Consider the following 25,061-nt stretch of genomic DNA (forward strand, 5'->3'; position numbering starts at 1 on the left):
GCTTCAACGAATCAACCAAGTGCGCATCAGACATCCGCGAATTGCGAATTGCCGCTCGGCAGTGCGGCGCCGCGGTCCCGGGCCGTCTTGACCAGAGCCGTGGTCGAGCGGCCGTCGAGGTAGGGCAGCACCACGGCCGCGCCGCCCCAGGACCGGACCAGCGTGGACTCGGGCAGCTCGGTCCCGGCGTAGTCGCCGCCCTTGGCCCAGACGTCGGGCCGGAGGCGGTCCAGAGCGGCCTCGGGGGTGTCCTCGTCGAAGACCACCACCGCGTCGACGCAGGCGAGTGCCTCCAGCACCCGGCGGCGGTCGCCATGCGGCTGCAGCGGGCGCTCCGGGCCCTTGAGCCGGCGCACGGAGGCGTCGCTGTTGAGGCAGACGACGAGGCAGTCGCCCAGCGCCCGGGCCGCCTCCAGCGTCGCCACGTGGCCGGCGTGGAGCAGGTCGAAGCAGCCGCCCGTGGCGACCACCGTGCCACCGGCCGCCCGCGTGGCGGCGATGACGTCGGCCGCGCGGTCCTGCCCGCCGACGACCGGCGCCACCGTCGGCCCGGCTCCGTCGACCCGCACGGCCGAGGCGCCACCCGCCGCGACGAAGGCCGAGGCGGCGGCGACGGCCCCCGCGACGGCCTCGCTGGCCAGCGCCCCGTCGGCGAGCAGCCCGGCGGCGGCGGCGGCGAAGCGGTCCCCTGCGCCGCAGGGGTCGGCGCACGGCACGAACGGCGCCGGCACGACGAGCGGTGCGCCCTCGCCGTACGAGAGCAGGGCGCCCCGCGCCCCGAGGGTGACGGACACCGCCGACGCGCCCCAGCCGCGGACGAGCGCGTCGCCCCGACGGCTCGCCGCCGCGACCGCCCCGTCGAGGTCGGCCGGAACCCCGAACTCCACGGCCGCCCGCGCGGCCTCCGAGCCGTTCGGCGTGCACAGCCGCGCCCCGGGCACGGGGGACGCACCCCGCGGGTGCGGGTCCCAGACGAGCGGGACGCGCGCGGCGGCGCGGGCGAGCAGCGTGCGCAGCGCGGGCGAGGCGGTCGCGCCGCGGCCGTAGTCCGCGACGAGCACCGCGGACGCAGCCGCCAGCGCCTCCGTCACCTCCGCGCCCGGGTCCCCTACGGGGCCGTCGGCCCCGCCGGTGTCCAGCCGCACGAGGGACTGGCCCGCCGAGCGCACCCGCGTCTTCACCGGCGTGCTGCCGCCCCAGGCCAGCGGGACCAGCCGCAGGTGCGGCTCGAGCAGGGAGCGCAGCCGGGACGCCGCCGCGTCGTCGGCGAGCGGGGCGACCAGGACGACCTCACGGCCGTCGCGGGCGGCGAGCAGTGCGGCGAGCGCCGCCCCTCCCGGCCGCGGCCGCTCCTCGCGCACGTCGAGCACCGGCACCGGGGCGTCCGGAGCGACCCGCTCCACCGCGCCGACCACGTCGACGTCGAGCAGGGCGTCCCCGACGACGACGAGCGGCCCGCTCACGCGGGCGCCGCGCTGGTCAGCGGGGGCTCCGGCAGCTCGATCCGGGCCGCGTCGACGTCGATGACGCCGAGCGCGGCGTCGAACGCCGCACAGAGCATGTGCAGCCCGACGAGGTGCAGCTCCTGGACCGTCGCGGTGAAGGGCGCCTCCACCGCGACCGCCTCGTCCGCCTCGAGCGCCAGCGGGTTGGGCCGTGGCCCGGTGAACGCCCAGGTGGTGAGCCCGGCCGCGCGGGCCCGGCGGACGGCGGCCAGCACGTTGGGGCTGCGGCCGCTCGTCGACATCGCCACCAGGACGTCGCCGGGACGGCCGTGGGCCTCGACCTGCCGGGCGAAGACCTCCTCCACCGGGTAGTCGTTGAGCAGCGCGGTCAGCGTCGAGGTCTCGGCGTGCAGGGCGATCGCGCTGTAGGGCGCCCGGTCGTCCCGGTAGCGCCCGACGAGCTCGGCCGTGAGGTGCTGGGCCTGCGCCGCGCTGCCGCCGTTGCCCAGCGCGAGCAGCCGCCCACCCGCGGACAGGACCTCGGCCAGCCGGGCGCCCCAGCGCTCCAGCGTCGCCGTCTCGGTCGTGAAGCCGTCGAGGGCTTCGGCGAGCACGTGCAGGTGCGCCTGCCCGGTCGGGGTGCAGCCCGTCATCGGACCGCCTCGCGCGAGCTCTCGGCGAGCAGGTCGATCTCGAGGTCGTCCCCGTCCTCGGCCCCCAGGCCGGGCGCCGCGCCGGACGTCTGGTGCAGCACGTCGGCGTAGACCGCCTCGGTGTCCAGCGCCACCCGGTCCCAGTTGTAGCGCGCCCGGGCCCGGTCGATGCCGGCCAGCCCGTATCCCTCGCGCCGCATCGGGTCCGACAGCAGATGGCGCAGCACCTGGGCCAGCTGGTCCGGGCGGCGCGGCGGGACGAGCGCGCCGGTCGTGCCGTCGACCACGGTGTCCTGCAGGCCGCCCACGGCGCTGGCCACGACCGGCAGCCCGCACGCCATGGCCTCGAGGGGAACGATCCCGAACGGCTCGTACCACGGCACCGTGACGAGCAGGTCGGCCGCGCGCAGCAACGAGGGCATCTGGGTGCGCCCGACCCGGCCGAGGAACACCACCCGGTCGGCCACCCCGTGCTGCTCGGCGACGGCGCGCAGCCGGCGTACCTCGGGGTCGGAGTCGAGCTCGGAGGGCTCGGGGCCGCCGGCCACGAGGAGCTCGGTGTTGCGCAGGGACGCCAGCGCGCGGATGACGTCGTCGACCCCCTTGCGCGCGACCAGGCGCCCGACCACGAGCAGGCGGTACGCCTGGCCGGCCGTCGGCAGCTCCAGCGTCGCGCCGGTCGGGGTGAAGTGGTCGACGTCGACGCCGCAGGGCACGACCGAGACCGCGGTGCGGCGCGCGCCCATGCGGACGAGCTCGAAGACCTCGTCGCTGCAGGTGGCGATGATGCGCGCCGCGTCATGGCAGACGGCGCGCTCGACGCGGATGCGGTCCTCCGGGCTGGTGTCGGCCGCCCCCTGGTGCCGGCGCTTGACGGTGCCGAGGGCGTGGAAGGTCTGCACGACCGGGATGCCGGTCCCTTGAGCGGCCAGCAGCGCGGCGAGCCCGCTCATCCAGAAGTGCGCGTGCACCACGTCGGGACGGTCCTGGGCGAACCGGGCGGCGAGCCCGGCCGCGAGCTCGCTCATGTGCGGCAGCAGGTCGTCCTTGGGCATCTCCGCGGCGGGGCCGGCCGACAGGTGCTCGACCGCGTAGCCGTCGGAGACCTCCACCCGGTCCGGCAGCGCCGGGGAGTCCCGGCGCGTGTAGACGGTGACGTCATGGCCGCGGCGCGCGAGGGCAGCCGCCAGCGCCGCGACGTGCACGTTCTGCCCGCCCGAGTCGATGCCCCCGACGCTCGCCAGCGGGCTGGCGTGCTCGGAAACCATGGCGACCTTCATCGCACCACCTCTCTCAACAAGCGGTCCCAGTCGCTGAGGAAGCGACCGAGGCCGTAGCGCTCCAGCGCGTACGCCCGGGCGGCCTTTCCGGCCAAGCGGGCGGAGTCCGGATCAGACATGAAACCGCGGACTGCGTTCGTCAGCACGTCGATCCGTGTGCTGAGGCACCCGGCTTCTTCGGGTACCGCCTCGACAGCCTCTGTGGAAGCGAGTACCACGACGGGCATGCCGAGATGCATCGCCTCGATGAGGGAAAGCCCCAACGAGGTCCAGCGCAGCGGGTGCACGTAGACCCGGCGGCGGGCCAGCTCCGCGTGCATCGCCGACTGCGGCGGGTCCTCGTGCAGCGCGACGCGGGACGGCTCGAGCCCGAATCTCTCGTGGAGGCCGGCCAGCCGCATTCCGAAGACGTCGAGCGGCGCCGCTTCCGCGAAACGCGCCAGCAAGTCACTCCCCGTGACCCGACCGCGACGCACCGGCTCATTGATGGCGATCCCGGCCCGCTCCAGCTCGCCGGTGTAGAGCTCGCCGGGGTCGACCACGCCGTGCTCGACGACCACCGTCGGCGCACGCCCGCTGTCCCAGAACAGCTCGTTGAAGTAGGTCACGTGGGCGACCGGGATGTCGTCCCGTTCGGCCAGCGGGTGCCGGCTGAGCGGCACCTCGCCCTTCGGGGTGTTGTGCTCCACGTACACCGCGGGCAGGTCCACCCCCGGCTCGCGGCCGAGCCACTCGCGGACGAGCTCGAGGTCACGCGGGCGCTGCAGCACGACGACGTCGATGTCCTCGTCGCGCAGCTGCTCCGGGGTCACCTCCCGGGCGCCGGCGGGCCAGTCCCAGGTGTGGGCGCGGCCGCCGCCGTCCGCGCCGCGGCCGGGGACGACCGGGAGCAGGTACTCGTGCCCGCCCTGGACGAACGAGGTCGTCCACGAGCCGTGCACATGCCAGAGCAGGATCCTCACGCAGAGCCCCTCAAGACCTGACCCCTCACAGTGGTGCGCCTCCTAGCTTCTCTACTGCGGCAGCGACGTCCTCCGCGGTGACGGAGGCGAGACACGGGTGACCGGGCACGGGGCACTCGCGGGCGCGGGAGCCGGCGCACGGGGCCGACGGGTCGCCCAGCAGCACCGTGGGCACGCCGTACGGGGCCCAGCGCACCGCGGGAACGGTGGGCGCGAACAGCGACACGACCGGGGTGCCGACCGCCGCGGCCAGGTGAGCCGGGCCGGTGTTGCCGACCACGACCGCCCGTGCACCGGCGAGCAGCGTGGCCGCCTGGCCGAGCGAGGTGCGGCCGCCGAGGTCGACCCCGGACCGGCCGGCCACCTGCGCGGTGAGCCCGCGCTCGCCGGACGAGCCGGTGACGAGCACACGCCAGCCACGGGCGGCCAGCGTCTCGACCGCTTCCGCGCATCGTAACGGCGTCCAGGCACGCGCCGGGACGGACGCGCCCGGGTGCAGCACGACGTACGGCTCCTCGGCGAGCGCGGCGACGTCGCCCGGCAGCGGCGGGAGCGGGCGGCGTACGGCCAGCCGCCCGTCGTCCCCGGCCGGCAGCGCGTAGCCCCCCGCGGCCGCCAGCGCGAGGTGCCGCTCCGGCTCGGGCACGTCCACCGACTCGTCGACCAGGTGCCGGACGTCGAGCAGCGAGCCCGGGTAGTCGTTGCTGGTCGCCACCACCCGCGGCACCCCGGCCAGGCGCAGCACCAGCGCGGTCGGCAGCGCGGACTGGTGGAAGGAGGTGAAGACGAGGGCCTCGTCGACCGCGAGGGCGCGGACCCGTGACACGACGTCGGCGACGGACCGTTGGTCGACCGCCGGCGCATCCCCCACGATCCACGGGCACCGCCACGTCACGACCTCGTCGACGCCCGGCAGCAGTCCGGCCGCGGCCTCCCCCTCCGGGCCGGCGAGCACGACTACCTCGGCGGCGCCCGCGGCCACGGCGCGGATGGCGGGGCCGGTGACGAGCATGTCGCCGGCGCTGTCGAGGCGTACGCAGAGGACGCGCCTGGAGGGTCGCGGGGCGGTCGGGACGAGGGTGCGGAGCGCGTCGCCCGGCCCGGTCACCGACGGTCCAGGGCCGCAGCGGCGGGCTCGAGGGACGTGCCGCCCGCGGGCGCCGGCTCGGGGACGCCCGTGTCGTCGCCCAGGAGCATCGCGACGGCCTCGGTGATGTCGGCGGCGGTCTCGTCGGCCGCGGCGACCTCCGCCGGAAGGGTCACCGGGGTGGGGACGAGAACGCCACGGGCGCCCGCCGCCCGCGCTGCCCCCATGTCCGCGCCGATGTCGCCGACGACCGCGATGCGGGAGGGCTCCACACCCAGCCGCCGGGCGGCCGCGAGGACCATGCCCGGGGCCGGCTTGCGGCAGGCGCAGCCGTCCTGCGGGCCGTGAGGGCAGACCCGCACGTCGTCGAAGGGCCCGACCAGCTCGGCCAGGCGGGCGTTCACCGCGTCGACCTGCTCGCGGGTGAGCAAGCCGCGGGCGATGCCGCTCTGGTTCGTGACCAGGCCGATGCGGACGTCGCGCGCCCGCAGCCGGTCGACGGCAGCCCGGGCGCCGGGCACGAGCTCCACCCGGTCGGGGTCGCCGTTGTAGGGCACGTCCACCACGAGCGTCCCGTCCCGGTCGAACAGGACCGCCGCGGGCGGCAGCGGGCGCCCTGAGGGCGCGCTGACGCCGACGCTGCGGACGACACGCGGAGAGCTCACGCCCGGACTCTAAGCGGAGGATCGGCGAAAGGCAGCCACTGACCCCCTCGTGTCTCCTAGATCCGCAGCGGGCCGATGGCCCGGCCGGGCTACCCGCCCGGCCGGCGCCGCCACCCGGGCGGGCCATGCGTGCCGGGCCCCGCGACACGACGGCGTGACCGGCGCGGATCGCGGGTAGGCGCTCGTCGATCGCCGAACGGTTGATCACTGCACGCGACGAAGGAGAAGGTGCCATGGCCGGGTTCCCCGCCACGCAGCTCGAGGAGCAGGACCTGCTGCGCGAGCTCGCCCACCTGCACGAGACCCGCACCGAGACGCTGCGGCACGGCTCGGACGACGCGCTGTCCGCGCACACCGAGCGCACGGCGGAGCTGGAGGCCGAGTACCTGCGCCGCCACCCCGAGCGCGAGGTCGACCCCGCCCGGCTGCGCTCCGGCGCACGCGCCCGCGACGCCGGCTGACCGGGGGTGCCCATGCGAGTCGTCGTCACCGGGGCCTCCGGCAACGTCGGCAGCGCGCTGCTGCGCGCGCTGCACTGGGCGCAGCCCGACTGGGATGTCGTCGGGCTGGCGCGCCGGCCACCGGAGGCGCGCCTGCCGGAGGCGGGCACCGATGTCACGTGGCACGCCGTCGACGTCTCCGACCCGGCGTCACCGGACGCGCTGCGCTCGGCCCTGGCCGGCGCCGACGCCGTGGTCCACCTCGCCTGGGCCATCCAGCCCAACCGCGACCAGGCGTACCTCGCGCGGGTCAACCTGGACGGGACCCGGCGGGTGCTCGACGCATCACGCGCGGTGAGCGCGGCGCACCTGGTCGTCGCGTCCTCCATCGGGGCGTACGCCCCGGCCCCGGCCAAGCCCGTGGTCGACGAGTCCTGGCCCACCACGGGCATCCGGACCTCGCACTACAGCCGGCACAAGGCAGCCGTCGAGCGCATGCTCGACGCGTTCGAGAGCGCCGGCCCCGGCCCGGCGGTCACCCGGCTGCGCCCGGGCCTGGTCCTGCAGGCTCCAGCCGGGTCGGAGATCGGCCGCTACTTCCTCGGCCGCCTCGCGCCGCTCGTACGCGCCGCCCGCTCGGCGCTGCCGGTGCTGCCGCTGCCGGACGGGCTCGTCGCGAACGTCGTTCACGCCGACGACCTCGCCGACGCGATCGTCCGCATCCTGCAGCGCCGCTCCCCCGGCGCCTTCAACATCGCCGCGGACCAGCCGATCGACCCGGCGACCATCGCGCGCTCGCTGCGCGCCCGGCGCATCCCTATCCCGTTCGCGGCCCTGCGCGCCGGTACCGAGCTCAGCTGGCGGGCCCACGTGCAGCCCACGGACGGCGGCTGGCTCGACATGGCGCGGTACGTCCCGCTGATGTCGACCGCACGGGCCAAGGCGGAGCTCGGCTGGGCGCCACGGCACACCGCCGAGGAGACGCTCACCGCGCTCGTCGACGCGCTGGCCGACGGGCAGGGCTGGACCACGCCGGTGCTCGCGCCGCGCTGACGTACTCGGAGGCGTCGACCACGCCGGCCACGCGCCCGGGGGGCCTCACTCGTCCTCGGGCGCCCGACGGCTGCGCGCGGCCCGGACCGCCAGGGGCCACGCGTACCAGAACGCCGCGAACCACACCACGGCCAGCGCGACCAGGCCTCCGACGACCCGGCCGGACTCCAGGACCACGTCGAGGACGAGGAGGACGGCCGCGGTCATCGCGAGCGCGAGCGCCAGCAGGCCGAGCTGGAACATGCGGTCCGCTGCCGAGACGAGCTCGGCCTTGAGCCCGCGCCGGAAGACGGCCCGGTGGAAGCTCGCCGGCGCGACCAGCATCGTGGCGGCGAACAGCGTGAGCACCAGCGTGACGACGTAGACGCGCTCCTGGAACGCCGTCAGGTCGTTGAACCGCTGCTGGAAAGGGATCGCGAGGACCGCGGCGAAGAGGAACTGCACGCCGGTCTGGGCGACCCGCAGCTCCTGCACCAGCTCGCCGAGGTTGCGGTCGAGCTGCTGCTCGCGGGTCTCGCCACGCGCCTCCCGCAGCTCGTCCGCGCTCCGCTTGACCATGGCCGCCTCCATCTCCGAGCCGCCCGTGCACCGGATCCACCGGGGCGGGACGGCGTACCACCGTTTGGTGCCGACCCCTCCGGGTAGCCGGTGCATCATGACGATGTCCGACCCGCGCCCCAACAACATCCCCGGCCTCGAGCCAGGCGGCGGGGTGCCTCCGGGCGAGACGCCCCCCGCGGAGGGCAGCGAGAGCTGGGCCGGCGGCCAGGCGTACCACCAGCCAGACCTGCCGCACGCCACGTTCTGGAACCGCTTCGGCCTCGTGTCCGTCATCGCGATCGGCGTGCTCGTGGCTGCGCTCTTCGTGGTGTGGGCGGTGGTCCGCGCCGTCGATCTCTGACCGGCCTCGAACCGGCCTCAGCCGGACCGGCCGCCGTAGCGAAGGGCGTAGAACGTCACCGCTGCGGCGGCCGCGACGTTGAGCGAGTCGATGCCCGCGTCCATGGGGATGCGCACCCTCACGTCGGCCGCTTCAAGCGCCCGCCTCGTGAGCCCCTCGCCCTCGGTGCCGAGCAGCAGCGCGTCGCGGTCAGCCGGCGGCAGCTCCGGCAGCGCGACGGACCCTTCGGCCGGCGTCATCGCCAGAAGCCGGAAACCCGCGTCGCGGATCTCCGAATAGCAGTCCGGCCACCGCTCGAAGCGCGCGTACGGGACGGCGAACACCGCGCCCATCGACACCTTCACCGCGCGGCGGTAGAGCGGGTCGGCGCACCGTGGTGTGAGCAGCACCGCCTCGACGCCCAGGGCGGCCGCCGCGCGGAACACCGCACCGAGATTCGTGTGGTCCACGACGTCCTCGAGCACGGCGACCCGGGACGACGACCGCAGCAGGTCCACCGGTGCCGGCAGCGGCAGGCGCTGCATCGCCGCCAGCGCCCCGCGGTGCACCGCGTAGCCCGTGACCGTCCGCAGCAGCTCCTGGTCCGCGAGGTACGCCGGCGCCCCCGCGGCGGCGAGCGCAGGCGCGATACCGGGCAGCCACCGCTCCTCCATCAGCGCCGAGCGAATGCGATAGCCCGCCTGCACCGCGCGCAGGATGACCTTCTCCCCCTCGGCCATGAAGAGCCCCTCCGCCGGCTCCCGGACGCGCCGCAGCGCGACGTCGGTGAGGTCGGTGTAGTCGTGCAGCCGTGGGTCGTCCGGGCTCTCGATCCGCTGGGCGTCGACACCGTTCCCGTTCACCGGGGAATTGTCGCGGCCGGCGCGCTCCGGGGCGCGCCGGGAGGTGCTCCTGCCTCGGACGGGGAACAACATCGGGGTGATCGTGCATCTGATCGCCGACTACGGGCAGGGCGACCTCGCGTTCGCCGAGGTGCGGCAGCGGCTCGCGCTCTTCCTGCCGGAGGCCGACGTCGTCTACACCCCGGTCCCACCGTTCGACACGCTCTCCGCCGGCTTCTGTGCCGCGCAGCTGGCCCTCACCGAGGGGCCGGCCGACCGGCTCGTCTACTCCAACGTCGCCCCGCGGAAGGACGAGGACGCGCCTCGGAGCGACAACGGCGGCGAGGGCCTGGTGGCGGCCCGGATGCCCGACGGGTGCCTGGTCGTCGGCGCGAACTCGACGTACGCGTTCTCCTTCGTGCGCTCGGAGGCGGACGAGCTGGTGGAGGTCGAGGTGCCGCCGTCCGGCTCGCAGTTCCGCTCCCGCGACGCCTTCCCCGCCCTGCTCCCCCGGCTGCTGGCCCGCGACCCCGCGCTCGGCACCCGCCCGCTCGACCCCGCGACGGTCCCCCCTCCGCCGGAGGGCTCCGTCGCCTACGTCGACGGCTACGGCAACCTGAAGACCACGTGGTCCTCGGCGCCGGCGCCGTCCGGCACGACGGTGACGGTGACCATCGGTGGCAGGTCCCTGGCCGCCACCGTCAGCGACGGGACCTTCGACGTGCCCGCCGGGGAGATGTCGTTCGCGCCGGGGAGCAGCGGCTGGACGGGCCGCGACGGTGAGGTGAGGTGGTACGAGCTGCTCCTGCGTGGCCGCAGCGCGGCCGAGGCGTTCGGGTTCCCGGCGGCAGGGGCCCGGGTCCACGTGTCACCGCGGGGCCGGCCCTGACCTGACGTCAGAGCACCAGCTGCACGATGGCGACCACGCCGACGGCCACGATCAGCCAGCGCAGGACCGGCGCGGGGATGCGTCGGCCGTACCTGCCGCCGAGCGCTCCGCCGAGCAACGCGCCCGCCGCCAGCAGCGGCACCACGGCCCAGTCCACCGGCGCGGCGAAGGCGAAGAGCACGGCGGCGACCCCGTTGACGATCGCTGCCAGCACGTTCTTCGCGGCGTTGACCCGGTGCAGGCTCTCGTCGAGCAGCGAGCCCATCAGCCCGAGGAGCAGCACGCCTTGCGCCGCCCCGAAGTAGCCGCCGTAGACGCCGGTGAGCACCACGCCGCTCGCGAGGCCGGCGCCGCCGTGGTGGGCAGGGCGGCGGTCGCGGGCGGCCATCCGGCGCGCGAGCCACGGCTGGAGCAGCACGAGCACGCAGGCGATCGCGACGAGCACCGGGACGACCGCCTCGAAGGCGTCGTCCGGCAGGACGAGGAGCAGCACCCCACCGATGAGGCCGCCCAGCGCCGACAGCGGCCCGAGCCGGAGCAGGCGCGCCCGCTGCCCGGCGAGCTCGCGGCGGTAGCCCCAGGCGCCGCTGACCGAGCCCATGACCAGGCCGATCGTGTTCGTCGCGTTCGCCGTCACGGGCGACAGCCCGACCGCGAGCAGCGTCGGGAAGGTCACGAGCGTCCCGGACCCGACGAGGGTGTTGATGCCGCCGGCCGCGACCCCGGACGCCAGGACCGCGACGGCCTCCCCCGGCGTCACGCAGGACCGGGGTACGAGCGCGCCGACACGCGGCGAAGGCTAGCTGGCGACCCGCGCCCGCCCCGCGCTCAGGCCTCCGGCGGCGGCGCCCAGTAGGTCGGCAGCGGCTCGCCGGACGTGCCGGGGGCGTCGAGGTGGGCGGTGTGGCGCAGGGTGATGCTCATGCGCGGGCCGGCGGCCCGGGCCTGCTTCGGCACCGTGTGCTCCCACTCGTGCTGGCAGGCGCCCCCCATGACCACGAGGTCACCGGCGCCCGGCTGCAGCTCGAGCGCGGTCCTGCCCCCTCGAGGGCGCAGCAGGAACCGGCGGCGCGCCCCGATCGAGACGGTCACCACGAGCGGGTTGCGGTGGGTGTTGCGGTTCCGGTCGCCGTGCCAGGCGACCGAGTCGCGCCCGTCGCGGTAGAGGTTCACCCACACCCGGTCGAACTGCACCCCGTAGCGCCGGGACACCGACTCGGAGACCGCCCGCAGCGCTGCCGGCACCGCGTCCGGTCCGTCCTCGCTCACCGCGGTCGACCAGCCCGCGGTCAGCCGCGGCTCGGGGACGGTGGCGTCGTACATGTGGACGGTGCGCTGGGAGAAGCGGCCGGTCTCGACCAGCTCGGCGAACAGCTCGTCGGAGCCGTGCAGCCAGCCCGGGCAGTACTCGACCCAGCTGCGCTCGTCGAGGTCGAAGCGGCGCAGGCCCGTGAAGGAGTCGTCGGGCGTGCTGGGGCCTCCGTCGAACAGCGAGCCCTGGTAGGCGATCGAGGACGCCACGGGATCAGCCTACGTCCGGCCGCGGCCGCGAGCGGGCCGGCGGGGCCGTGTGGTTAGGTTAGCCTAAGCGCCGTGTCGCGGACCGAGCCGATCGCTGCCGCGCCGCGCGGCACCGACCCCGGTCGGAGGCCCGACGGCGTCGCCACCTCCCTGCCCACGGCGACGACCGCCCGCGGCGGGCTCTGGCGCCGCGCCGGCGGGCTCGGGATCGCGGTCGGGCTGCTCGTCGCGGTGAGCCTGCTGAGCATCGCCGTGGGCTCGCGCGCCCTGTCCCTCGGCACGGTGCTCGACGTGCTCCTGCACCCCGATGACTCGACCGCCTCGACCGTGGTCCACGACCTGCGGGTCCCCCGCACCCTGCTCGGCCTCGCGGTGGGCGCGGCGCTCGGCCTCGCGGGGGCGCTCATGCAGGCGGTCACCCGCAACCCGCTGGCCGACCCCGGCATCCTCGGAGTGAACGCGGGAGCCGCGGCGGCCGCCGCCATCGCCATCAGCCTGCTCGGGCTCACCGACCCCGCGCAGTACGTGTGGCCCGCCCTGCTGGGAGCGGCGATCACGTCCCTCGTGGTCTACGGGCTCGGCGCGACCGGGCGCAGCGGGGCGACGCCGGTCCGGCTCGCGCTGGCCGGGACCGCCGTGTCCGCCGCACTGGGTGCCTTCACCCAGGCGCTCAGCATCAGTGACCCCGGGACTTTCGACGCGATGCGCTTCTGGCAGGTCGGCGCCCTCTCCGGGCACGACATGTCCACGCTCGTCCAGGTGGGGCCGTTCCTCGCAGTGGGCGCGCTCATCGCGCTCGCCCTCGTGCGGTCGCTCAACGCCCTCGCGCTCGGGGAGGACACCGGACGGGCGCTCGGCGCGCACGTCGGGCGTACCCGGGCCTGGTCCGCGCTGTCCATCCTGCTGCTGTGCGGGGCCGCGACGGCCGCTGTCGGCCCGATCGCGTTCGTCGGGCTCACCGTGCCGCACGTCGCCCGCGCCGTCGTCGGCCCCGACCAGCGCTGGGTGCTGCCCTGGTCCATGGTGCTGGCGCCGGTCCTGCTGCTGACCGCCGACGTGATCGGCCGCGTCGTGGCCCGGCCCGGGGAGCTGCAGGCAGCGTTCGTCACCGCGCTGATCGGCGCCCCCGTGTTCGTCGCGGTGGTCCGCCGGCGGAAGGTCGCCCAGCTGTGACATCGACCCTCCCGGGCCGCGAGGCCGTCGCGGAGCGCCGCCCGCGGCCGTGGCGGGTGCTGTCCCTGGCGGGCGGCGCGCTCTCGCTGCGCTGGACGCTGCGCCCGCTCGTCGTCGGGCTGGCCCTGGCGGCCGGGGTCGTCGTCGTGGCGGTCTGGAGCATCACGACCGGGGACTACCCGCTGCCACTCGCAGACGTGGTGCGCACCCTGCTCGGCGGGGGGACCTCGGCGACGGAGTTCATCGTGGAGACGCTGCGCCTGCCGCGGGTGCTCACCGCGCTCATGGTCGGCGGCTGCCTCGGCCTGGCCGGCTTCGTCTTCCAGAGCCTGTCGCGCAACCCGCTCGGCAGCCCCGACGTCGTCGGCTTCGACAACGGCGCCGCCCTCGGCGGGCTCGTCGCCATCCTCTTCCTCAGCGCCGGCACGGCCGGCACCGCGGCGGGAGCGGTGGTCGGCGGCCTGACGACCGCGGGCGCCATCTACCTGCTCTCGTACTCCCGGGGCGTGCAGAGCTACCGGCTGATCCTCATCGGCATCGGCGTGAGCTCCGCGCTGGTCTCGGTGAACAGCTTCCTGCTCACCCGGTCCTCGGTCGACCGTGCGCTGAGCGCTCAGGTCTGGCTGGTGGGGAGCCTGAACGGCCGGGGCTGGGAGCACGTACGCCCCGTCGCGGTCGCGTTCGCCGTGCTGCTGCCGATCGGGATCGTGCTCTCGCGGAAGCTGCGCATGCTCGAGATGGGCGACGACGCGGCCAAGGCACTCGGCGTGCGGGTCGAGCGTGCGCGGCTCGGGCTCCTGGTCCTCGCCGTCGCCGCGACCGCGGTCGCCGTCGCGTCGGCGGGGCCGATCCGCTTCGTGGCGCTGGCCGCCCCGCAGATCGCCCGCCGGCTCACCCGCAGCCAGGGTGCGGGCGTGCTGCCGGCGGTGCTCATGGGCGGGCTCGTCCTCGCCGTCGCCGACCTCGTCGCCCAGCACCTGCTCGCCACCGCGCTGCCGGTCGGCGTCCTCACCGGGGCCGTCGGCGGCCTCTACCTGATGTGGCTGCTCGCGTCCGAGTGGCGGAAGGGGCGCTCGTGAGCGCATCGGCGCAGGCCTCGACCGGGGGGGCCCGCCTGCACGCGGAGGGGCTGACCCTCGCGTACGACCGGCGGACCGTCGCCGAGGGCCTCAGCGTGTCCATCCCGGACGGCTCGTTCACCGTCATCGTCGGCCCGAACGCCTGCGGGAAGTCGACGCTGCTGCGGTCGCTGGCCCGGCTGCTGGCGCCCAAGGAGGGGACGGTCTTCCTCGACGACCAGCCGCTGCGGTCGTTGCCCTCGAAGGAGGTGGCCCGTCGCCTCGGCCTGCTCCCCCAGTCCTCCATCGCCCCGGACGGCATCACCGTCGCGGACCTGGTCGCCCGCGGGCGCTACCCGCACCAGAAGCTGCTCCGGCAGTGGTCGCCGGACGACGAGGCCGCGGTGACGCGCGCGATGGCCGCGACCGACGTCGAGGGACTTGCCCTCCGGTTCGTCGACGAGCTCTCCGGCGGCCAGCGGCAGCGGGTGTGGCTCGCCATGGTGCTGGCGCAGGAGACGCCGATCCTGCTGCTCGACGAGCCGACGACCTTCCTGGACATCGCCCACCAGGTCGAGGTGCTCGACCTGTGCGCGCAGCTGCACGAGGACGAGGGGCGCACGGTGGTCGCCGTCCTGCACGACCTCAACCTGTCCTGTCGCTACGCCACCCACCTCATCGCGATGCGCGACGGCCAGATCATGGCGGCCGGGCGGCCGGGCGACATCGTCACCGCCGAGCTCGTCGAGGACGTGTTCGGGCTCGCCTGCCGGGTGGTGCCCGACCCGGAGACCGGCACGCCGCTGGTCGTCCCGGCGGCCCGGCAGCGGCGTCGCTCCGCAGCCGCTAATTCCCCCGCAGAAAACTCTCCCGGCGGTTGAACCGCCCGGCCCGCAGTCCCGTGTAAGGCATTGCGAGTGTTGCCGCAGCCGCAGCCCCTCCCGTCCTGTCCGGGATGCTGCGGCAATTGCGGCATGCTCGCGCACGTCCTCAATCGTGCGCCGGGGGGAAGGACCGATAAACGTTCGGCACAGGCGCCGTCCGGCGCTGGGCGGACGAGCTCCCCTCGCGCTCCATCCTCGCCACGGCGAGGGAAGGAGAGGCAAATGCCCCGCAAGAAAGCCCTCATCGCCGTAGCCGTGCTCCCGCTCGCGGCTGCGGTGCTTCCGCCCACCCAAGCCGGGTACGCCGCGTCCCCGACGGTCGTCGACCCGAGCCTCGCGGTGCGCACGGTCGCCAGCGGCCTGGTCGCGCCGACGAACCTCGCGTTCCTCGGCCCGGACGACATGCTCGTGACGGAGAAGACGACGGGCCGGGTCCAGCGCGTGACCAACGGCGCCGTGTCGACCGTGCTCGACCTCGCAGTGAACTCGAACTCCGAGCGTGGCCTGCTCGGGATGGCGCTGCACCCGGGCTTCCCGGCGACGCCCTGGGTCTACCTGTTCTGGACGCAGAGCTCCACCGGGGCCGACTCGACCGTGGCCGCAGAGGTCCCGATGCTGGGCAACCGCGTCGACCGCTTCGTCTGGAACGGGTCGACGCTCACGCAGGACCGGGCCATCATCGCGACCCGCTCGCGGCAGAACGACGCGACCAACGTCAACGCCGCCGGCCAAGTCGTCGAGCGCGGCAACCACAACGGCGGCAAGATCGCCTTCGGCCCCGACGGCAAGCTCTACATCGAGCTCGGCGACCAGGGCCGCCGCGGCCAGTTGCAGAACCTCGCCGACGGCCCGGGCTGCGTGACGGCCCTTCCCTGCCCGGCGATCCCTGCCGGCAACCAGCCTGACGACCAGCACGGCGGCCCGGAGCCCGACAACGCACACCTCACCGGCGCGATCCTGCGGCTCAACGACGACGGCAGCGCTCCCACCGACAACCCGTTCTACGCCGCCGGCACCGAGCGCGGCGGCGAGGTCGGCGCCAACTGGCAGAAGGTCTTCGCCTACGGCGTGCGCAACGCCTTCGGCTTCGCGTTCGACCCGATCAGCGGCGACCTCTGGGACTCCCAGAACGGCGACGACAGCTTCGCCGAGATCAACCGCGTGCCCGCCGGCTCGAACCTCGGCTGGGTCCAGACGATGGGCCCCCTCGCGCGTCAGGCGCAGTACCGCGCGATCGAGTCGGCCCCGCCCTTCGCCGGGCTGCAGCAGACCCGTTGGGACCCGGCGAACGTCAACAACGTGCAGTCCTCCCCGGAGCTGGCGCTCGAGCGGATGTTCAAGGTGACCGTCGGTGGCACCACCTTCAAGGCGGACCTGAGCGGCTCCCGCGAGGTCCCGGTCAACTCGTCCGCGGCCACCGGTGAAGCAACGTTCGTCCTTCTGGCGGACGGCTCGCTCAAGTACCGGCTCGAGGTCGCCAACATCGCCGACGTGCGCATGGCGCACATCCACCTCGGCGGCCCGGGCCAGAACGGCCCCATCGCCGTCAACCTGTTCAACGACCCGGCCGGCGTCACCGTCGACGGCGAGACGCGGATCGCCGAGGGGCGCATCACGCCCGCCGACGTCATCGCACGGGCTCCCGGCTTCGACGGGTCCATGGCCGAACTGCTCCGCCGGATCAAGCAGGGACGGGCGTACGTCAACGTCCACACCGCCGCCCTGCCCGGAGGGGAGATCCGGGGACAGCTCTCGGCCGTCAACGGGCGCGTCCTGTCGCACTACCAGGACCCGGCCCTGAGCTGGAAGTACGAGCTGGCGCCCATCGGCCTCGGCTTCCAGGACGGCAACGCGCTCGGCAGTGCCTACCACGGTGACCTGTTCGTCGGCGCGGCCCGCAACGTGCTGCTCGGGGGCCAGATCTTCAAGATCGACCTCAACAGCCGGCGTACCGGGATCTCGTCCACCGACAAGCGCCTGCACGACAAGGTCGCCGACAACACCGAGAAGTACGGCATCACCGAGAGCGAGACGCTCCTGTTCGGCCAGGACTTCGGTGTCGCGACCGATATCCGTACCGGCCCGAACGGCAATCTGTACGTCGTCTCGAACAACCTCGGCGACGTCTACGAGATCTACCGCAAGTAGCCCTGCATAAGGCCGGAGCCCCGGGACGCGACACGTGTCCCGCGGCTCCGGCCTTCGTGCGTTGCACTGGCCGGCGTGGCGCCGCCCGAGCTCGACGGCCCCCGGGGACACGCCGCGTGTCGTACGGCGAAGCTCGACCTGGTGAGCGCTACGTGCCACGGGCGCGAGCGAGGCTCGAGGCGTCTCCTGCCGCTCCCACGACACCGCACGCCGCATGCCACGTGCCGCGCATGGGGACGCGGAAGAGGCCGGGGCCCGCCGCGGACACGCAACGGTGCCGCACGGCGGGCCTCGGCCTCGTCGGTCGAGGGGCGGTCAGGCGGGAGCCGGCCCCCTGCGCTGCAGCAGCAGGGCGATCCCGCCTCCCCCGGCCGCCCCGCCGACCAGGGCCGCGCCGGCCATGGCCGCCAGCAGGACGCCCCACGGGGGCAGCTCGCCGTCGTCGTCGGAGCCGGTCGCGGCGGCCGCGGCCAGCGTGTCGGCGACGAGGGTGGCCGGGCTCGGGGCAGCACTCGTGACGAAGTCGACCTTGAGCGAGGCGGACAGGCCGTTCGCCGCGAACGTGAGCCAGTGGTTGCCGATGGGCGTGTCGAGCGGCAGGATCACCGACCCCGCCAGCCCGCCGGCGGCATCGGCGGCGACCGTGGTGAGGGTGTCGGTGTCGTCGATCGTCACGATGACGTCGGCCGAGGCTGGGAATCCCGAGCCGGTGAAGGTCAGCTCACCGCCGGCGGTCGCCAACGAGGCGCCCAGGGTGACGGTCGCCCCGCCCGCGCTGGCACTCGCCCCCGTCGCGGAGGTGGTGCCACCGGCAGCGGCCGCACCACCGGCCGCCCCTCCGGGCGTACTCGCCGAGCCGGTCGAGCCCGCCGCCGCGACCACCGTGAACCCGGCCGTGAGCGTCGTGGGCGGGTTGGGGGCGAGGAAACGCAGCCAGTGGGCGCCGGCCGAGGTCGTCGCGGGAACCGTGACGGTGCCGGACACGTCGCCCGAGGCCGAGATGGCGAACTGCTGCAGGATGTCCTGGTCGTCGAGCTTGATCGTCAACTGCTCGCCGGCGGGAAAGCCCCTGCCGGTGAACGAGATCGTGCCGCCCGGCGTCACCGACGAGCCGCTGAGCGTCGCCTTCGCACCGGTGTTCGCGTCGCTGCCGCTCGACGCGGCGCCCGTGGCCGCGCCCCCCGCCGTCGAGCCCCCGGAGGCACCGCCCGAGCCCGAGCCCGAGCCGCCCGCAGTCGGCCCGGAGCCGGACGAGCCCGACCCGGAGCCGGACGATCCCGACCCCGCTGAGCCGCCCCCCGACGACCCCGAGGCCGCCGCCCGACCCGTCACCCGGAACGTGGCGGACTTGACGCTCGTCGCGGGGTCGGGGGCCAGGAAGCGCAGCCAGTGCGTGCCGTTCGCGGTGGCGGCCGGGATCGTCACGGACCCGGAGACCGAGCCGTCGGCGCCGATCCGGAACGTCTTGAGGATGTCGGCGTCGTCGAGCTTGACCGTCAGCGTCCTGCCGGCCGGGAACCCCGTCACCGAGAAGCTCATGGCCCGGCCCGCCTGCAGCGTCGTGGCCTTGAGGCTCGCCGCTGCCCGGCCCGCGTCAGCAGGCGTCGACGAGGACGGCGTGGGTGACGGCGAGGCGCCGGCGGCGGTGACCGTGAAGTTGTCGGAGCGGACGCTGGTCGACGGGTTGGGCGCCAGGAAGCGCAGCCAATGCGCCCCCGCCTTCGTCGCCCCGGGGATCGTGACCGTCCCGTCGACCGAGCCGTTCGCCCCCACGGTGAACGTCGTCAGGATCGCGTCGTCGTCGAGCTTGACCGTCAGGGTCTGGCCCGCGGGGAACCGGCTCGCGCTGAACGTCAGGTCCCCGCCCGCGGTGACCGTGCTCCTGCTCAGGCGGACGGCGGCCGCCGTGGGGGACGCGGTGGGCGCGGGGGTGGAGGTCTGCGACGGCCGGGGCTGCGGGGGCGCGGAGACCGTGAAGTCGGCGGACCGGACGCTGGTCGAGGGGTTGGCGGCGAGGAAGCGCAGCCAGTGGGTGCCGGCGGCGAGGTCCGCGGGGATCGTCACGCTCGCGTCGACCGTGCCGCTGGCGGAGATCGGGTACGTCGACAGGATCGCGCCGTCGTCGATCTTCACGGTGAGGGTCTGGCCCGCCGGGAAGCCGGTGACGCCGAACGAGAGCGCCGAGCCGGCCTGCACGGAGGCCGCGCCGAGGGAAGCGGCGGCGGGAGCCGGGGCCGGCGGGGTGGGCGCCCCGGTCACCGTGAAGTCCGCCGACCGGACGCTGGTCGAGGGGTTGGGGGCGAGGAAACGCAGCCAGTGCGTGCCGGCCGCGACCGTGCCGGCGATGGTCACGGAGCCGCTGACGGTCCCGTCCACGCCGATCGGGAAGGTCGTGAGCGTCGTGCTGTCGTCCAGCTTCACCGTCAGCGTCTGGGAGGGCGGGAAGCCCGTGCCGCTGAACGAGATCGACTGGCCGGCCTGCACGGCCGACGCTCCGAGGGACACCGCGGCGGGGGCCGGGGCCGAGGTCACGGAGAAGTCGGCGCTCCTGACGCTCGTCGCGGGGCTCTGTGCGAGGAAGCGCAGGGTGTGCGCCCCCACCGCCACGTCCGACGGGATCGTGACCGTTCCGGTGAACGAGCCGTCCGCGCCGGCAGTCAGGGCCGTCAGCGTGCGGGCGTCGTCCAGCTTGACGGTGACGGTCGCCCCGGCCGGGAACCCGACGCCGGACACCGGAATCGCGCTTCCGGCCTGCACCGAGGTCGCGCCGAGGGTCACGGCTGGGGGCACGGGGGCGGCCTGCACGGTGAAGTCCGCGCTGCGCACGCTGACGCCCGGCGTGGCCAGCAGCTGGAGCCAGTGGGTGCCGGCGGTGGTCGCGCCGGGCACGGTCACGGACGCGGTCAGCGTGCCGTCCGCGCCCGCGACGAAGCGGCCGTCGGCTTCGGCCGGGTTGCTCAGGGTGGTCGTGCTGTCCAGCTTCACGGCCACGCGCGCCGCTGCAGGGAGTCCCACGGCCGTGAGGGTGACCGCGGTCCCGGCCGTGACCGGGGCGGCGGGCACCGTGGCCGCGGCGACCCCGAACGGCGCGCTCTTGATGCTCACGCCTCCGGACGCGAGGAAGCGCAGCCAGTGCGAGCCGACCGCGGCGCTCGGCGGCACGGTCACCGAGCCGGCCAGCTTGCCCTCCCCGTCGACCACGAAGCGCCCGTCACCCTCGGCCGGGTTGGCGAGCGTCGCCCCGTCGTCGATCGTGACCGCGATGCGCGCGCCCGGCACGAAGCCCGTGCCCGTGAAGCTCTGGGCTCCACCTGCGTGCAGGGTCGCGAGCCCGAGGCTCACGCTCGCCACGGTGACGTCGGCCCGGATGCTGACGCCGTTCGCGGCGAGGAAGCGCAGCCAGTGCGGCCCGACCGGCGTGTCAGCGGGGATGACGACGACGCCCGAGAGCGCGCCGTCGGCCGTGACGCCCCACCGTCCGTCGGACTCCGTGGGGTTCCGCAACTGCAGGCCGTCGTCGATCTTGACCGCGACCCGCGCGTCCGCGGCGAAGCCCGTGCCGCTGAACGTCACCGTCCCGCCCGCCGGCACGCTGGCGTTGGCGAGGGTGACGGCAGGCCCGGCGCTCGCGGCGATCGCTGCACCGCCGACGACGGCGCTGCCCGTGGCGAGGACGAGCGCACCGAGCAGGGCGGCCAGCAGGCGCGGCCGGCGTCCGGTGAGGACGAGCCGCCGTCTCGGGCGCGGCGCGCGGTGGGATCGGGTCGGGCTCACGGTCGGTCACTCCTCGGGACGGACAGCTTCGGGTCCTGCGTCAGGCGGTCCGCGACGGCGGCACCGATGGTGCGCAGCACGTCGGGGCGTACGAGCTCGGGATGGGTGCAGGCGACTTCCATGACGTCGAGCTCGCCGGTCAGGTGAGCCCCCCATCCGGAGCGGTCGAGCGAGCCGTCCGGGACCGCGAAGAGCGGCCGGTCGACGGGCGTGGTGGCGGCCACGAAGAACGCGTCGCCCTCGAGCGTGCCGTGCCGGTGGGAGCGCATCAGGGCGGCGTTGTTCGCGACGACGCCGACGACCGCGGCGAGCGTGCCGGCGTCGAGGCCGCCCACCGCGCTGCCCTGGGCGCGCAGGTGCGCGATGACCTCGTCCCGGCGCAACGGCTGCGGCAGCGGCGCCGCCGTCGGGTCCACGCCGGCCATGAGCAGCAGCGCCGTCAGGGCGTCGGACTCGTCGGGCGGCGGCAGGCTCGCCCACTGCTCGCTCGGGTACGCGTCGAGCAGGGCGACCAGGCCGACCTGCTCGCCCGCCTGCTGCAGCTGCACCGCCACCTCGTGGGCGATCACGCCGCCGACCGACCACCCCAGCAGGTGGTACGGCCCCGCGGGCTGCGCCGCACGGATGCGCCGCACGTAGTCGGCCGCCATCTCCTGCAGCGAGGCGGGCAGCGTCGCGGTGCCGTCGAGCCCCTGCGCCTGGACCGCGTAGACGGGCCGGTCCTGCGGGATCTCCTGCAGGAGCCCGACGTAGCACCAGCCGAGCCCGCCGGCCGGGTGCAGGCAGAACAGCGCCGGCGCCGACCCACCGGAGCGGAGCGGGAGCAGGCCGGCCAGCGCGTCGCCGGCGCGGCCCTCCTCGACGAGCTCGGCGAGCCCGGCAGGGGTCGGGGCCGCGAACACCGACGCCAGCGGGACGTCGCGCCCCAGCACGGACCGGGCCCGGGCGGCGAGCTGGGCGGCCAGCAGCGAGTGCCCGCCCAGCTCGAAGAAGCCGTCCTCCGGCCCCACGCGGTCGAGGCCGAGCACGTCCGCGAAGAGGCCGCAGAAGGCTTCCTGCATGGGCGTGCGGGGGACGGCGTCGGCCCCACGGACGTCCCGCTGCGGCTGCGGCAGCGCCGCGCGGTCGAGCTTCCCGTTGACGGTGACGGGCAGCGCGTCCAGGAGGACGTACGCGGTCGGCACCATCGCATCGGGCAGGGCCGCCGTCAGGTGCTCGCGCAGCTCGGACACCTCGAGCGCGCGGGCGGGAACGACGTACGCGGCCAGGTAGCGGTCGCCCGGCCGGTCCTCGCGCGCGACGACCGCCCCGGTGGCGACGCCGGCGTGCGCCCGCAGCACGGACTCCACCTCGCCGAGCTCGATGCGCTGGCCGCGGATCTTGACCTGGTCGTCGTTGCGTCCCACGTAATCGAGGGCACCGTCGAACCGCCAGCGGGCGAGGTCGCCGGTGCGGTACATGCGCTCCCCCGGCACGAACGGGTCGGGCAGGAAGCGCTCCGCGGTGAGCTCGGGGCGGTTGAGGTAGCCGTCCGCGACCTGGACGCCGGCGAGGTGGAGCTCGCCGGCGGCCCCGATCGGGGCCGGCCGGCCGGCGGCGTCCAGGACGTACGTGCGGGTGTTCCACACCGGTCGCCCGATGGGGACCGGGCCGGCCGGGGCGTCGGGCCGGCACTCCCAAGCGGTGACGTCGACGGACGCCTCGGTGGGGCCGTACAGGTTGTGCAGGGCGACGCCGGGCAGCGTGGCGTGGAACCGCCGGGCCGTCGCCTCGGCCAGCGCCTCCCCGCTGCAGACGACGCGCCGCAGCGACCGGGCGGCACCGGCGGCGGCCGGCTCGTCGAGGAACGCCTCCAGCATCGACGGCACGAAGTGCGCGGTCGTGATCCGCTCGCGCACGAACAGCTCCGCGAGGTACGCCGGGTCACGGTGCGCGCCTGGCCGGGCCAGCACCAGGGTCGAGCCGGCCAGCAGCGGCCAGAAGAACTCCCAGACCGAGACGTCGAAGCCGGAAGGCGTCTTCTGGACCACGCGGTCGTCCGGGCCGAGCCGGTACGCGTCCTGCATCCAGAGCAGCCGGTTGACGATGCCGCGGTGCGGCACGACCACGCCCTTGGGGCGCCCGGTCGAGCCGGACGTGTAGATGACGTACGCGGGGTCGTCGGGCCCGGCCTGCGGGCCGGTCGCGGGGGCGGGTGCCACCTCCGGCGCCTCGTCGACGAGGACCACCGGGGTACCCGCGGGCAGGCGGGCCGCCGACGAGGCGTCGCACACGACGCACACCGGGTGCGCGTCCTCGAGGACGAAGGCGAGCCGGTCGGCCGGGTGGGCCGGGTCCAGCGGGAGGTAGGCGGCGCCGGCCCGGTGGGCGGCGTACAGGCTCGCGACGAGCTCGACCGAGCGGTCCAGGGCGACCGCGACCACGCGCCCCGGGCCCGCGCCCCGGGCGCGCAGCCGGGCCGCGAGCGCTGCGGCCCGCTCGTCGAGCTCGGCGTAGGTCAGCGTGCCGCCGCCGTCGGCGACGAGCGCGACGGCGTCGGGGGTGCGGGCGGCCTGGTCGGCGAAGAGCCGGGGCAGGGTGGTGGCTGGCACCGGCTGGGCGGTGTCGTTCCAGTCCCGGAGCACGAGGTCGCGCTCGGCTGCGGGCAACGCGTCCAGCTCCCCGACCCGGGCCTGCGCGCCCGCGTCGGCGATCGCGTCGAGCAGGTGGACGAGCCGGCGCTGATGGGCCTCGACGGCGTCCGGGGAGTAGAGCGCCGGGTTGGCGTCGACCTCGATCTGCAGGCCCTCGTGCTTGCCGCGCAGGTAGACGTTGACGGTGAGGTCGTCCACCGGCCCGGCGGACAGGTTGTGGGCGACGGCCGGCAGCCCGGCGAAGCGCAGGTCCGGCTCGAACGGCATCACGTTGACCTGCGGGCCGAAGAGCCGGGCCCCGCCGGGGGCCGCTCCCAGGTCGCGCCCGAGCTCCTCGTAGCGGTACCGCCCGTGCCGGGCGGCGGCGCGCGCCTGGTCCCCCACCCGGGCGACGAGCGCGGACAGCGGCTCGGCGTCGTCCACCAGCAGTCGCAGCGGGGGCACGTTCACGACCATCGCCGGGACCTGCATCGCCACGGAGCCGAGCCGTCCCATGACCGGCCAGCCGAGGACGACGTCCGGCGAGCCCGTCACCCGGGAGACCAGGAGGCCGGCCGCCGCGGCCACCAGGTGCGGCCAGACCGTCCCCATCCGGGCGGCCGCGGCCTGCAGCCGGTCGAGCAGGCCGGGCGGGAGCTCGGCCACGCTGCGTGAGAAGCGGTGCGACGTCGGGGCGGACCCGGTGGCGAGGCTGACCTGCGCGGGGCGGTCGTCGAGCTCGGCGAGCCAGTACGCGCGGTCGGCCGCGTGCCGCTCGGACTGCTCGTAGGCCCTGTCCTCGGCCACCAGGTCGCGCAGCGGCCGGAACCGCGCGGGCGGCGGGGGCTCCTGGGCGACGAGCGCCGTGTAGAGCTCCGCGGTCCGGCGGCTCAGCAGCGACATGCCGAAGTAGTCGATGACGACGTGGTGGAAGCGGTGGTACCAGAGCCAGTGGTCGGCGCCGAGCCGGAAGAGCACATTGGCGAAAAGCACATCGTGTGACAGGTCGAGCGGACGCCAGAGGTCCTGGCGCATGAGCTCCTCGGCAGCCAGCCTCGGGTCGGGCTCGCCGGCCAGGTCCACGACCGGCATGTCCCCGGGGGCGACGGGGACCGGGTGCTGCCACGGGACGCCCGAGGAGTCCTCGACGAGCCGCACGTGGAGGGCGTCGGCCTCGCTGACCGCACGCCGGGCCGCCTCCACGAGGGCGGCGGGCTCGAGCGGCCCGCGCAACTCGAGGTACTCGCCTGTGTTGAAGACTGGGTTGGACGGGTCCAGCGCCTGCGCGAACCACACCCCGCGCTGCGCGCCGGTCAGCGGCAGGCGCCGGTCGGCGTCGACGTCGCGGGGGCCGGGCACGGCAGCCGTGGTGGCCGCGTCGAGCGCGGTCACTCCGCCCTGCCGGCGGCGCTGCCCGCGGGAGCCAGCAGGCCGGCCCAGGCAGCCACCGTCGGCCGCTCGGCGAGGTCCAGGAAGGAGACCGTCGTGCCGGCTCCCTGCCAGCGGTTGACGAGCGAGAGCAGCCGTACCGAGTCCAGACCGGCGTCGATGAGGTCGTCGTCGTCACCGATCTCGGCCGGGGAGACGCCGAGGATTCCCGCGACCTCCGCACGCAGGGACTCGAGGTGCGCGGGGCGGGGCGCGGCGGTGGGGTCGCTCATGTGACGGGGCTCCTGAGGGCGAGCGGGTCGGACG

General features: G+C 75.3%; 21 protein-coding genes. 8 read left to right on the forward strand and 13 right to left on the reverse strand.

What is annotated here, in order from left to right; genetic code table 11:
- Positions 1-26: 26 nt before the first annotated feature.
- From rfaE2 to G9H72_RS08945, 6 genes are all read right to left on the reverse strand, one after another.
- Positions 27-1,463 (reverse strand): D-glycero-beta-D-manno-heptose 1-phosphate adenylyltransferase, encoded by a 1,437-nt coding sequence (gene rfaE2, locus G9H72_RS08920; protein WP_166170058.1) that lies wholly within the window; start codon positions 1,461-1,463, stop codon positions 27-29.
- On the reverse strand, positions 1,460-2,098 hold the full coding sequence (locus tag G9H72_RS08925; RefSeq protein ID WP_166170060.1) for a D-sedoheptulose-7-phosphate isomerase: 639 nt from the start codon (positions 2,096-2,098) through the stop codon (positions 1,460-1,462). Before G9H72_RS08925 ends, rfaE2 begins: the two co-directional genes overlap by 4 nt.
- Complete coding sequence (locus tag G9H72_RS08930; protein WP_166170063.1) at positions 2,095-3,378, reverse strand: glycosyltransferase; 1,284 nt, start codon at positions 3,376-3,378, stop codon at positions 2,095-2,097. Before G9H72_RS08930 ends, G9H72_RS08925 begins: the two co-directional genes overlap by 4 nt.
- On the reverse strand, positions 3,375-4,340 hold the full coding sequence (locus G9H72_RS08935) for a glycosyltransferase (RefSeq protein WP_166170065.1): 966 nt from the start codon (positions 4,338-4,340) through the stop codon (positions 3,375-3,377). Before G9H72_RS08935 ends, G9H72_RS08930 begins: the two co-directional genes overlap by 4 nt.
- 25 nt (positions 4,341-4,365) lie before the next feature.
- Positions 4,366-5,352, reverse strand: coding sequence for a glycosyltransferase family 9 protein (locus G9H72_RS08940; RefSeq protein WP_166170532.1), 987 nt, complete (start codon positions 5,350-5,352; stop codon positions 4,366-4,368).
- 92 nt (positions 5,353-5,444) lie between these two features.
- Positions 5,445-6,092 (reverse strand): D-glycero-alpha-D-manno-heptose-1,7-bisphosphate 7-phosphatase, encoded by a 648-nt coding sequence (locus tag G9H72_RS08945; protein WP_166170067.1) that lies wholly within the window; start codon positions 6,090-6,092, stop codon positions 5,445-5,447.
- A gap of 233 nt (positions 6,093-6,325) precedes the next feature.
- Between G9H72_RS08945 and G9H72_RS08950 the strand changes: the two genes are divergently transcribed.
- Both G9H72_RS08950 and G9H72_RS08955 read left to right on the forward strand, forming a co-directional pair.
- On the forward strand, positions 6,326-6,553 hold the full coding sequence (locus G9H72_RS08950) for a DUF6158 family protein (protein WP_166170069.1): 228 nt from the start codon (positions 6,326-6,328) through the stop codon (positions 6,551-6,553).
- A gap of 12 nt (positions 6,554-6,565) precedes the next feature.
- On the forward strand, positions 6,566-7,585 hold the full coding sequence (locus G9H72_RS08955; RefSeq protein ID WP_166170071.1) for an NAD-dependent epimerase/dehydratase family protein: 1,020 nt from the start codon (positions 6,566-6,568) through the stop codon (positions 7,583-7,585).
- 45 nt (positions 7,586-7,630) lie between these two features.
- On the opposite strand, the gene G9H72_RS08960 is transcribed toward G9H72_RS08955, so the two are convergent.
- Positions 7,631-8,143 (reverse strand): DUF6328 family protein, encoded by a 513-nt coding sequence (locus tag G9H72_RS08960; protein ID WP_166170073.1) that lies wholly within the window; start codon positions 8,141-8,143, stop codon positions 7,631-7,633.
- A gap of 97 nt (positions 8,144-8,240) precedes the next feature.
- Here G9H72_RS08960 and G9H72_RS08965 point away from each other — a divergent pair, with 97 nt between their 5' ends.
- Entirely contained in the window at positions 8,241-8,486 is a 246-nt protein-coding gene (locus G9H72_RS08965; RefSeq protein WP_196790977.1) for a DUF6480 family protein, read from the forward strand.
- Between the two features lie 17 nt (positions 8,487-8,503).
- Here the strand turns inward: G9H72_RS08965 and G9H72_RS22905 are convergent, their stop codons facing one another.
- Positions 8,504-9,328, reverse strand: a complete 825-nt coding sequence (locus tag G9H72_RS22905; RefSeq protein WP_331272119.1) for a TrmH family RNA methyltransferase — start codon at positions 9,326-9,328, stop codon at positions 8,504-8,506.
- A gap of 82 nt (positions 9,329-9,410) precedes the next feature.
- Here G9H72_RS22905 and G9H72_RS08975 point away from each other — a divergent pair, with 82 nt between their 5' ends.
- A complete protein-coding gene (locus G9H72_RS08975) occupies positions 9,411-10,196 on the forward strand; it encodes a hypothetical protein (protein WP_331272120.1) in 786 nt (261 codons plus the stop codon).
- Positions 10,197-10,203: 7 nt separating this feature from the next.
- Here the strand turns inward: G9H72_RS08975 and G9H72_RS08980 are convergent, their stop codons facing one another.
- Positions 10,204-10,956 (reverse strand): sulfite exporter TauE/SafE family protein, encoded by a 753-nt coding sequence (locus tag G9H72_RS08980; RefSeq protein WP_166170080.1) that lies wholly within the window; start codon positions 10,954-10,956, stop codon positions 10,204-10,206.
- 68 nt (positions 10,957-11,024) lie between these two features.
- Positions 11,025-11,717 (reverse strand): alpha-ketoglutarate-dependent dioxygenase AlkB, encoded by a 693-nt coding sequence (locus G9H72_RS08985; protein WP_166170082.1) that lies wholly within the window; start codon positions 11,715-11,717, stop codon positions 11,025-11,027.
- Positions 11,718-11,789: 72 nt separating this feature from the next.
- Here G9H72_RS08985 and G9H72_RS08990 point away from each other — a divergent pair, with 72 nt between their 5' ends.
- The 4 genes from G9H72_RS08990 (at position 11,790) to G9H72_RS09005 (ending at position 16,980) form a co-directional block, all read left to right on the forward strand.
- On the forward strand, positions 11,790-12,890 hold the full coding sequence (locus G9H72_RS08990; protein WP_331272121.1) for a FecCD family ABC transporter permease: 1,101 nt from the start codon (positions 11,790-11,792) through the stop codon (positions 12,888-12,890).
- Complete coding sequence (locus tag G9H72_RS08995) at positions 12,887-13,969, forward strand: FecCD family ABC transporter permease (protein WP_166170084.1); 1,083 nt, start codon at positions 12,887-12,889, stop codon at positions 13,967-13,969. Before G9H72_RS08990 ends, G9H72_RS08995 begins: the two co-directional genes overlap by 4 nt.
- Complete coding sequence (locus tag G9H72_RS09000) at positions 13,966-14,829, forward strand: ABC transporter ATP-binding protein (protein ID WP_331272122.1); 864 nt, start codon at positions 13,966-13,968, stop codon at positions 14,827-14,829. The genes G9H72_RS08995 and G9H72_RS09000 overlap by 4 nt, the downstream gene beginning before the upstream one ends.
- Positions 14,830-15,054: 225 nt before the next feature.
- Complete coding sequence (locus G9H72_RS09005; RefSeq protein WP_166170088.1) at positions 15,055-16,980, forward strand: PQQ-dependent sugar dehydrogenase; 1,926 nt, start codon at positions 15,055-15,057, stop codon at positions 16,978-16,980.
- Positions 16,981-17,295: 315 nt separating this feature from the next.
- Here G9H72_RS09005 and G9H72_RS09010 read toward each other — a convergent pair whose 3' ends face one another.
- The 3 genes from G9H72_RS09010 to G9H72_RS09020 are packed head-to-tail and all read right to left on the reverse strand — an operon-like array spanning position 17,296 to position 25,027.
- Positions 17,296-20,754 carry a hypothetical protein gene (locus tag G9H72_RS09010; RefSeq protein ID WP_166170090.1) on the reverse strand — a complete coding sequence of 1,153 codons (3,459 nt, stop codon included), beginning with the start codon at positions 20,752-20,754 and terminating at the stop codon, positions 17,296-17,298.
- Positions 20,751-24,758, reverse strand: a complete 4,008-nt coding sequence (locus tag G9H72_RS09015) for an amino acid adenylation domain-containing protein (RefSeq protein WP_331272123.1) — start codon at positions 24,756-24,758, stop codon at positions 20,751-20,753. Before G9H72_RS09015 ends, G9H72_RS09010 begins: the two co-directional genes overlap by 4 nt.
- Entirely contained in the window at positions 24,755-25,027 is a 273-nt protein-coding gene (locus G9H72_RS09020; RefSeq protein ID WP_166170093.1) for a phosphopantetheine-binding protein, read from the reverse strand. Before G9H72_RS09020 ends, G9H72_RS09015 begins: the two co-directional genes overlap by 4 nt.
- Between the last annotated feature and the right edge of the window lie 34 nt (positions 25,028-25,061).

It is taken from the genome of Motilibacter aurantiacus, assembly GCF_011250645.1.
GTDB lineage: Bacteria > Actinomycetota > Actinomycetes > Motilibacterales > Motilibacteraceae > Motilibacter_A > Motilibacter_A aurantiacus.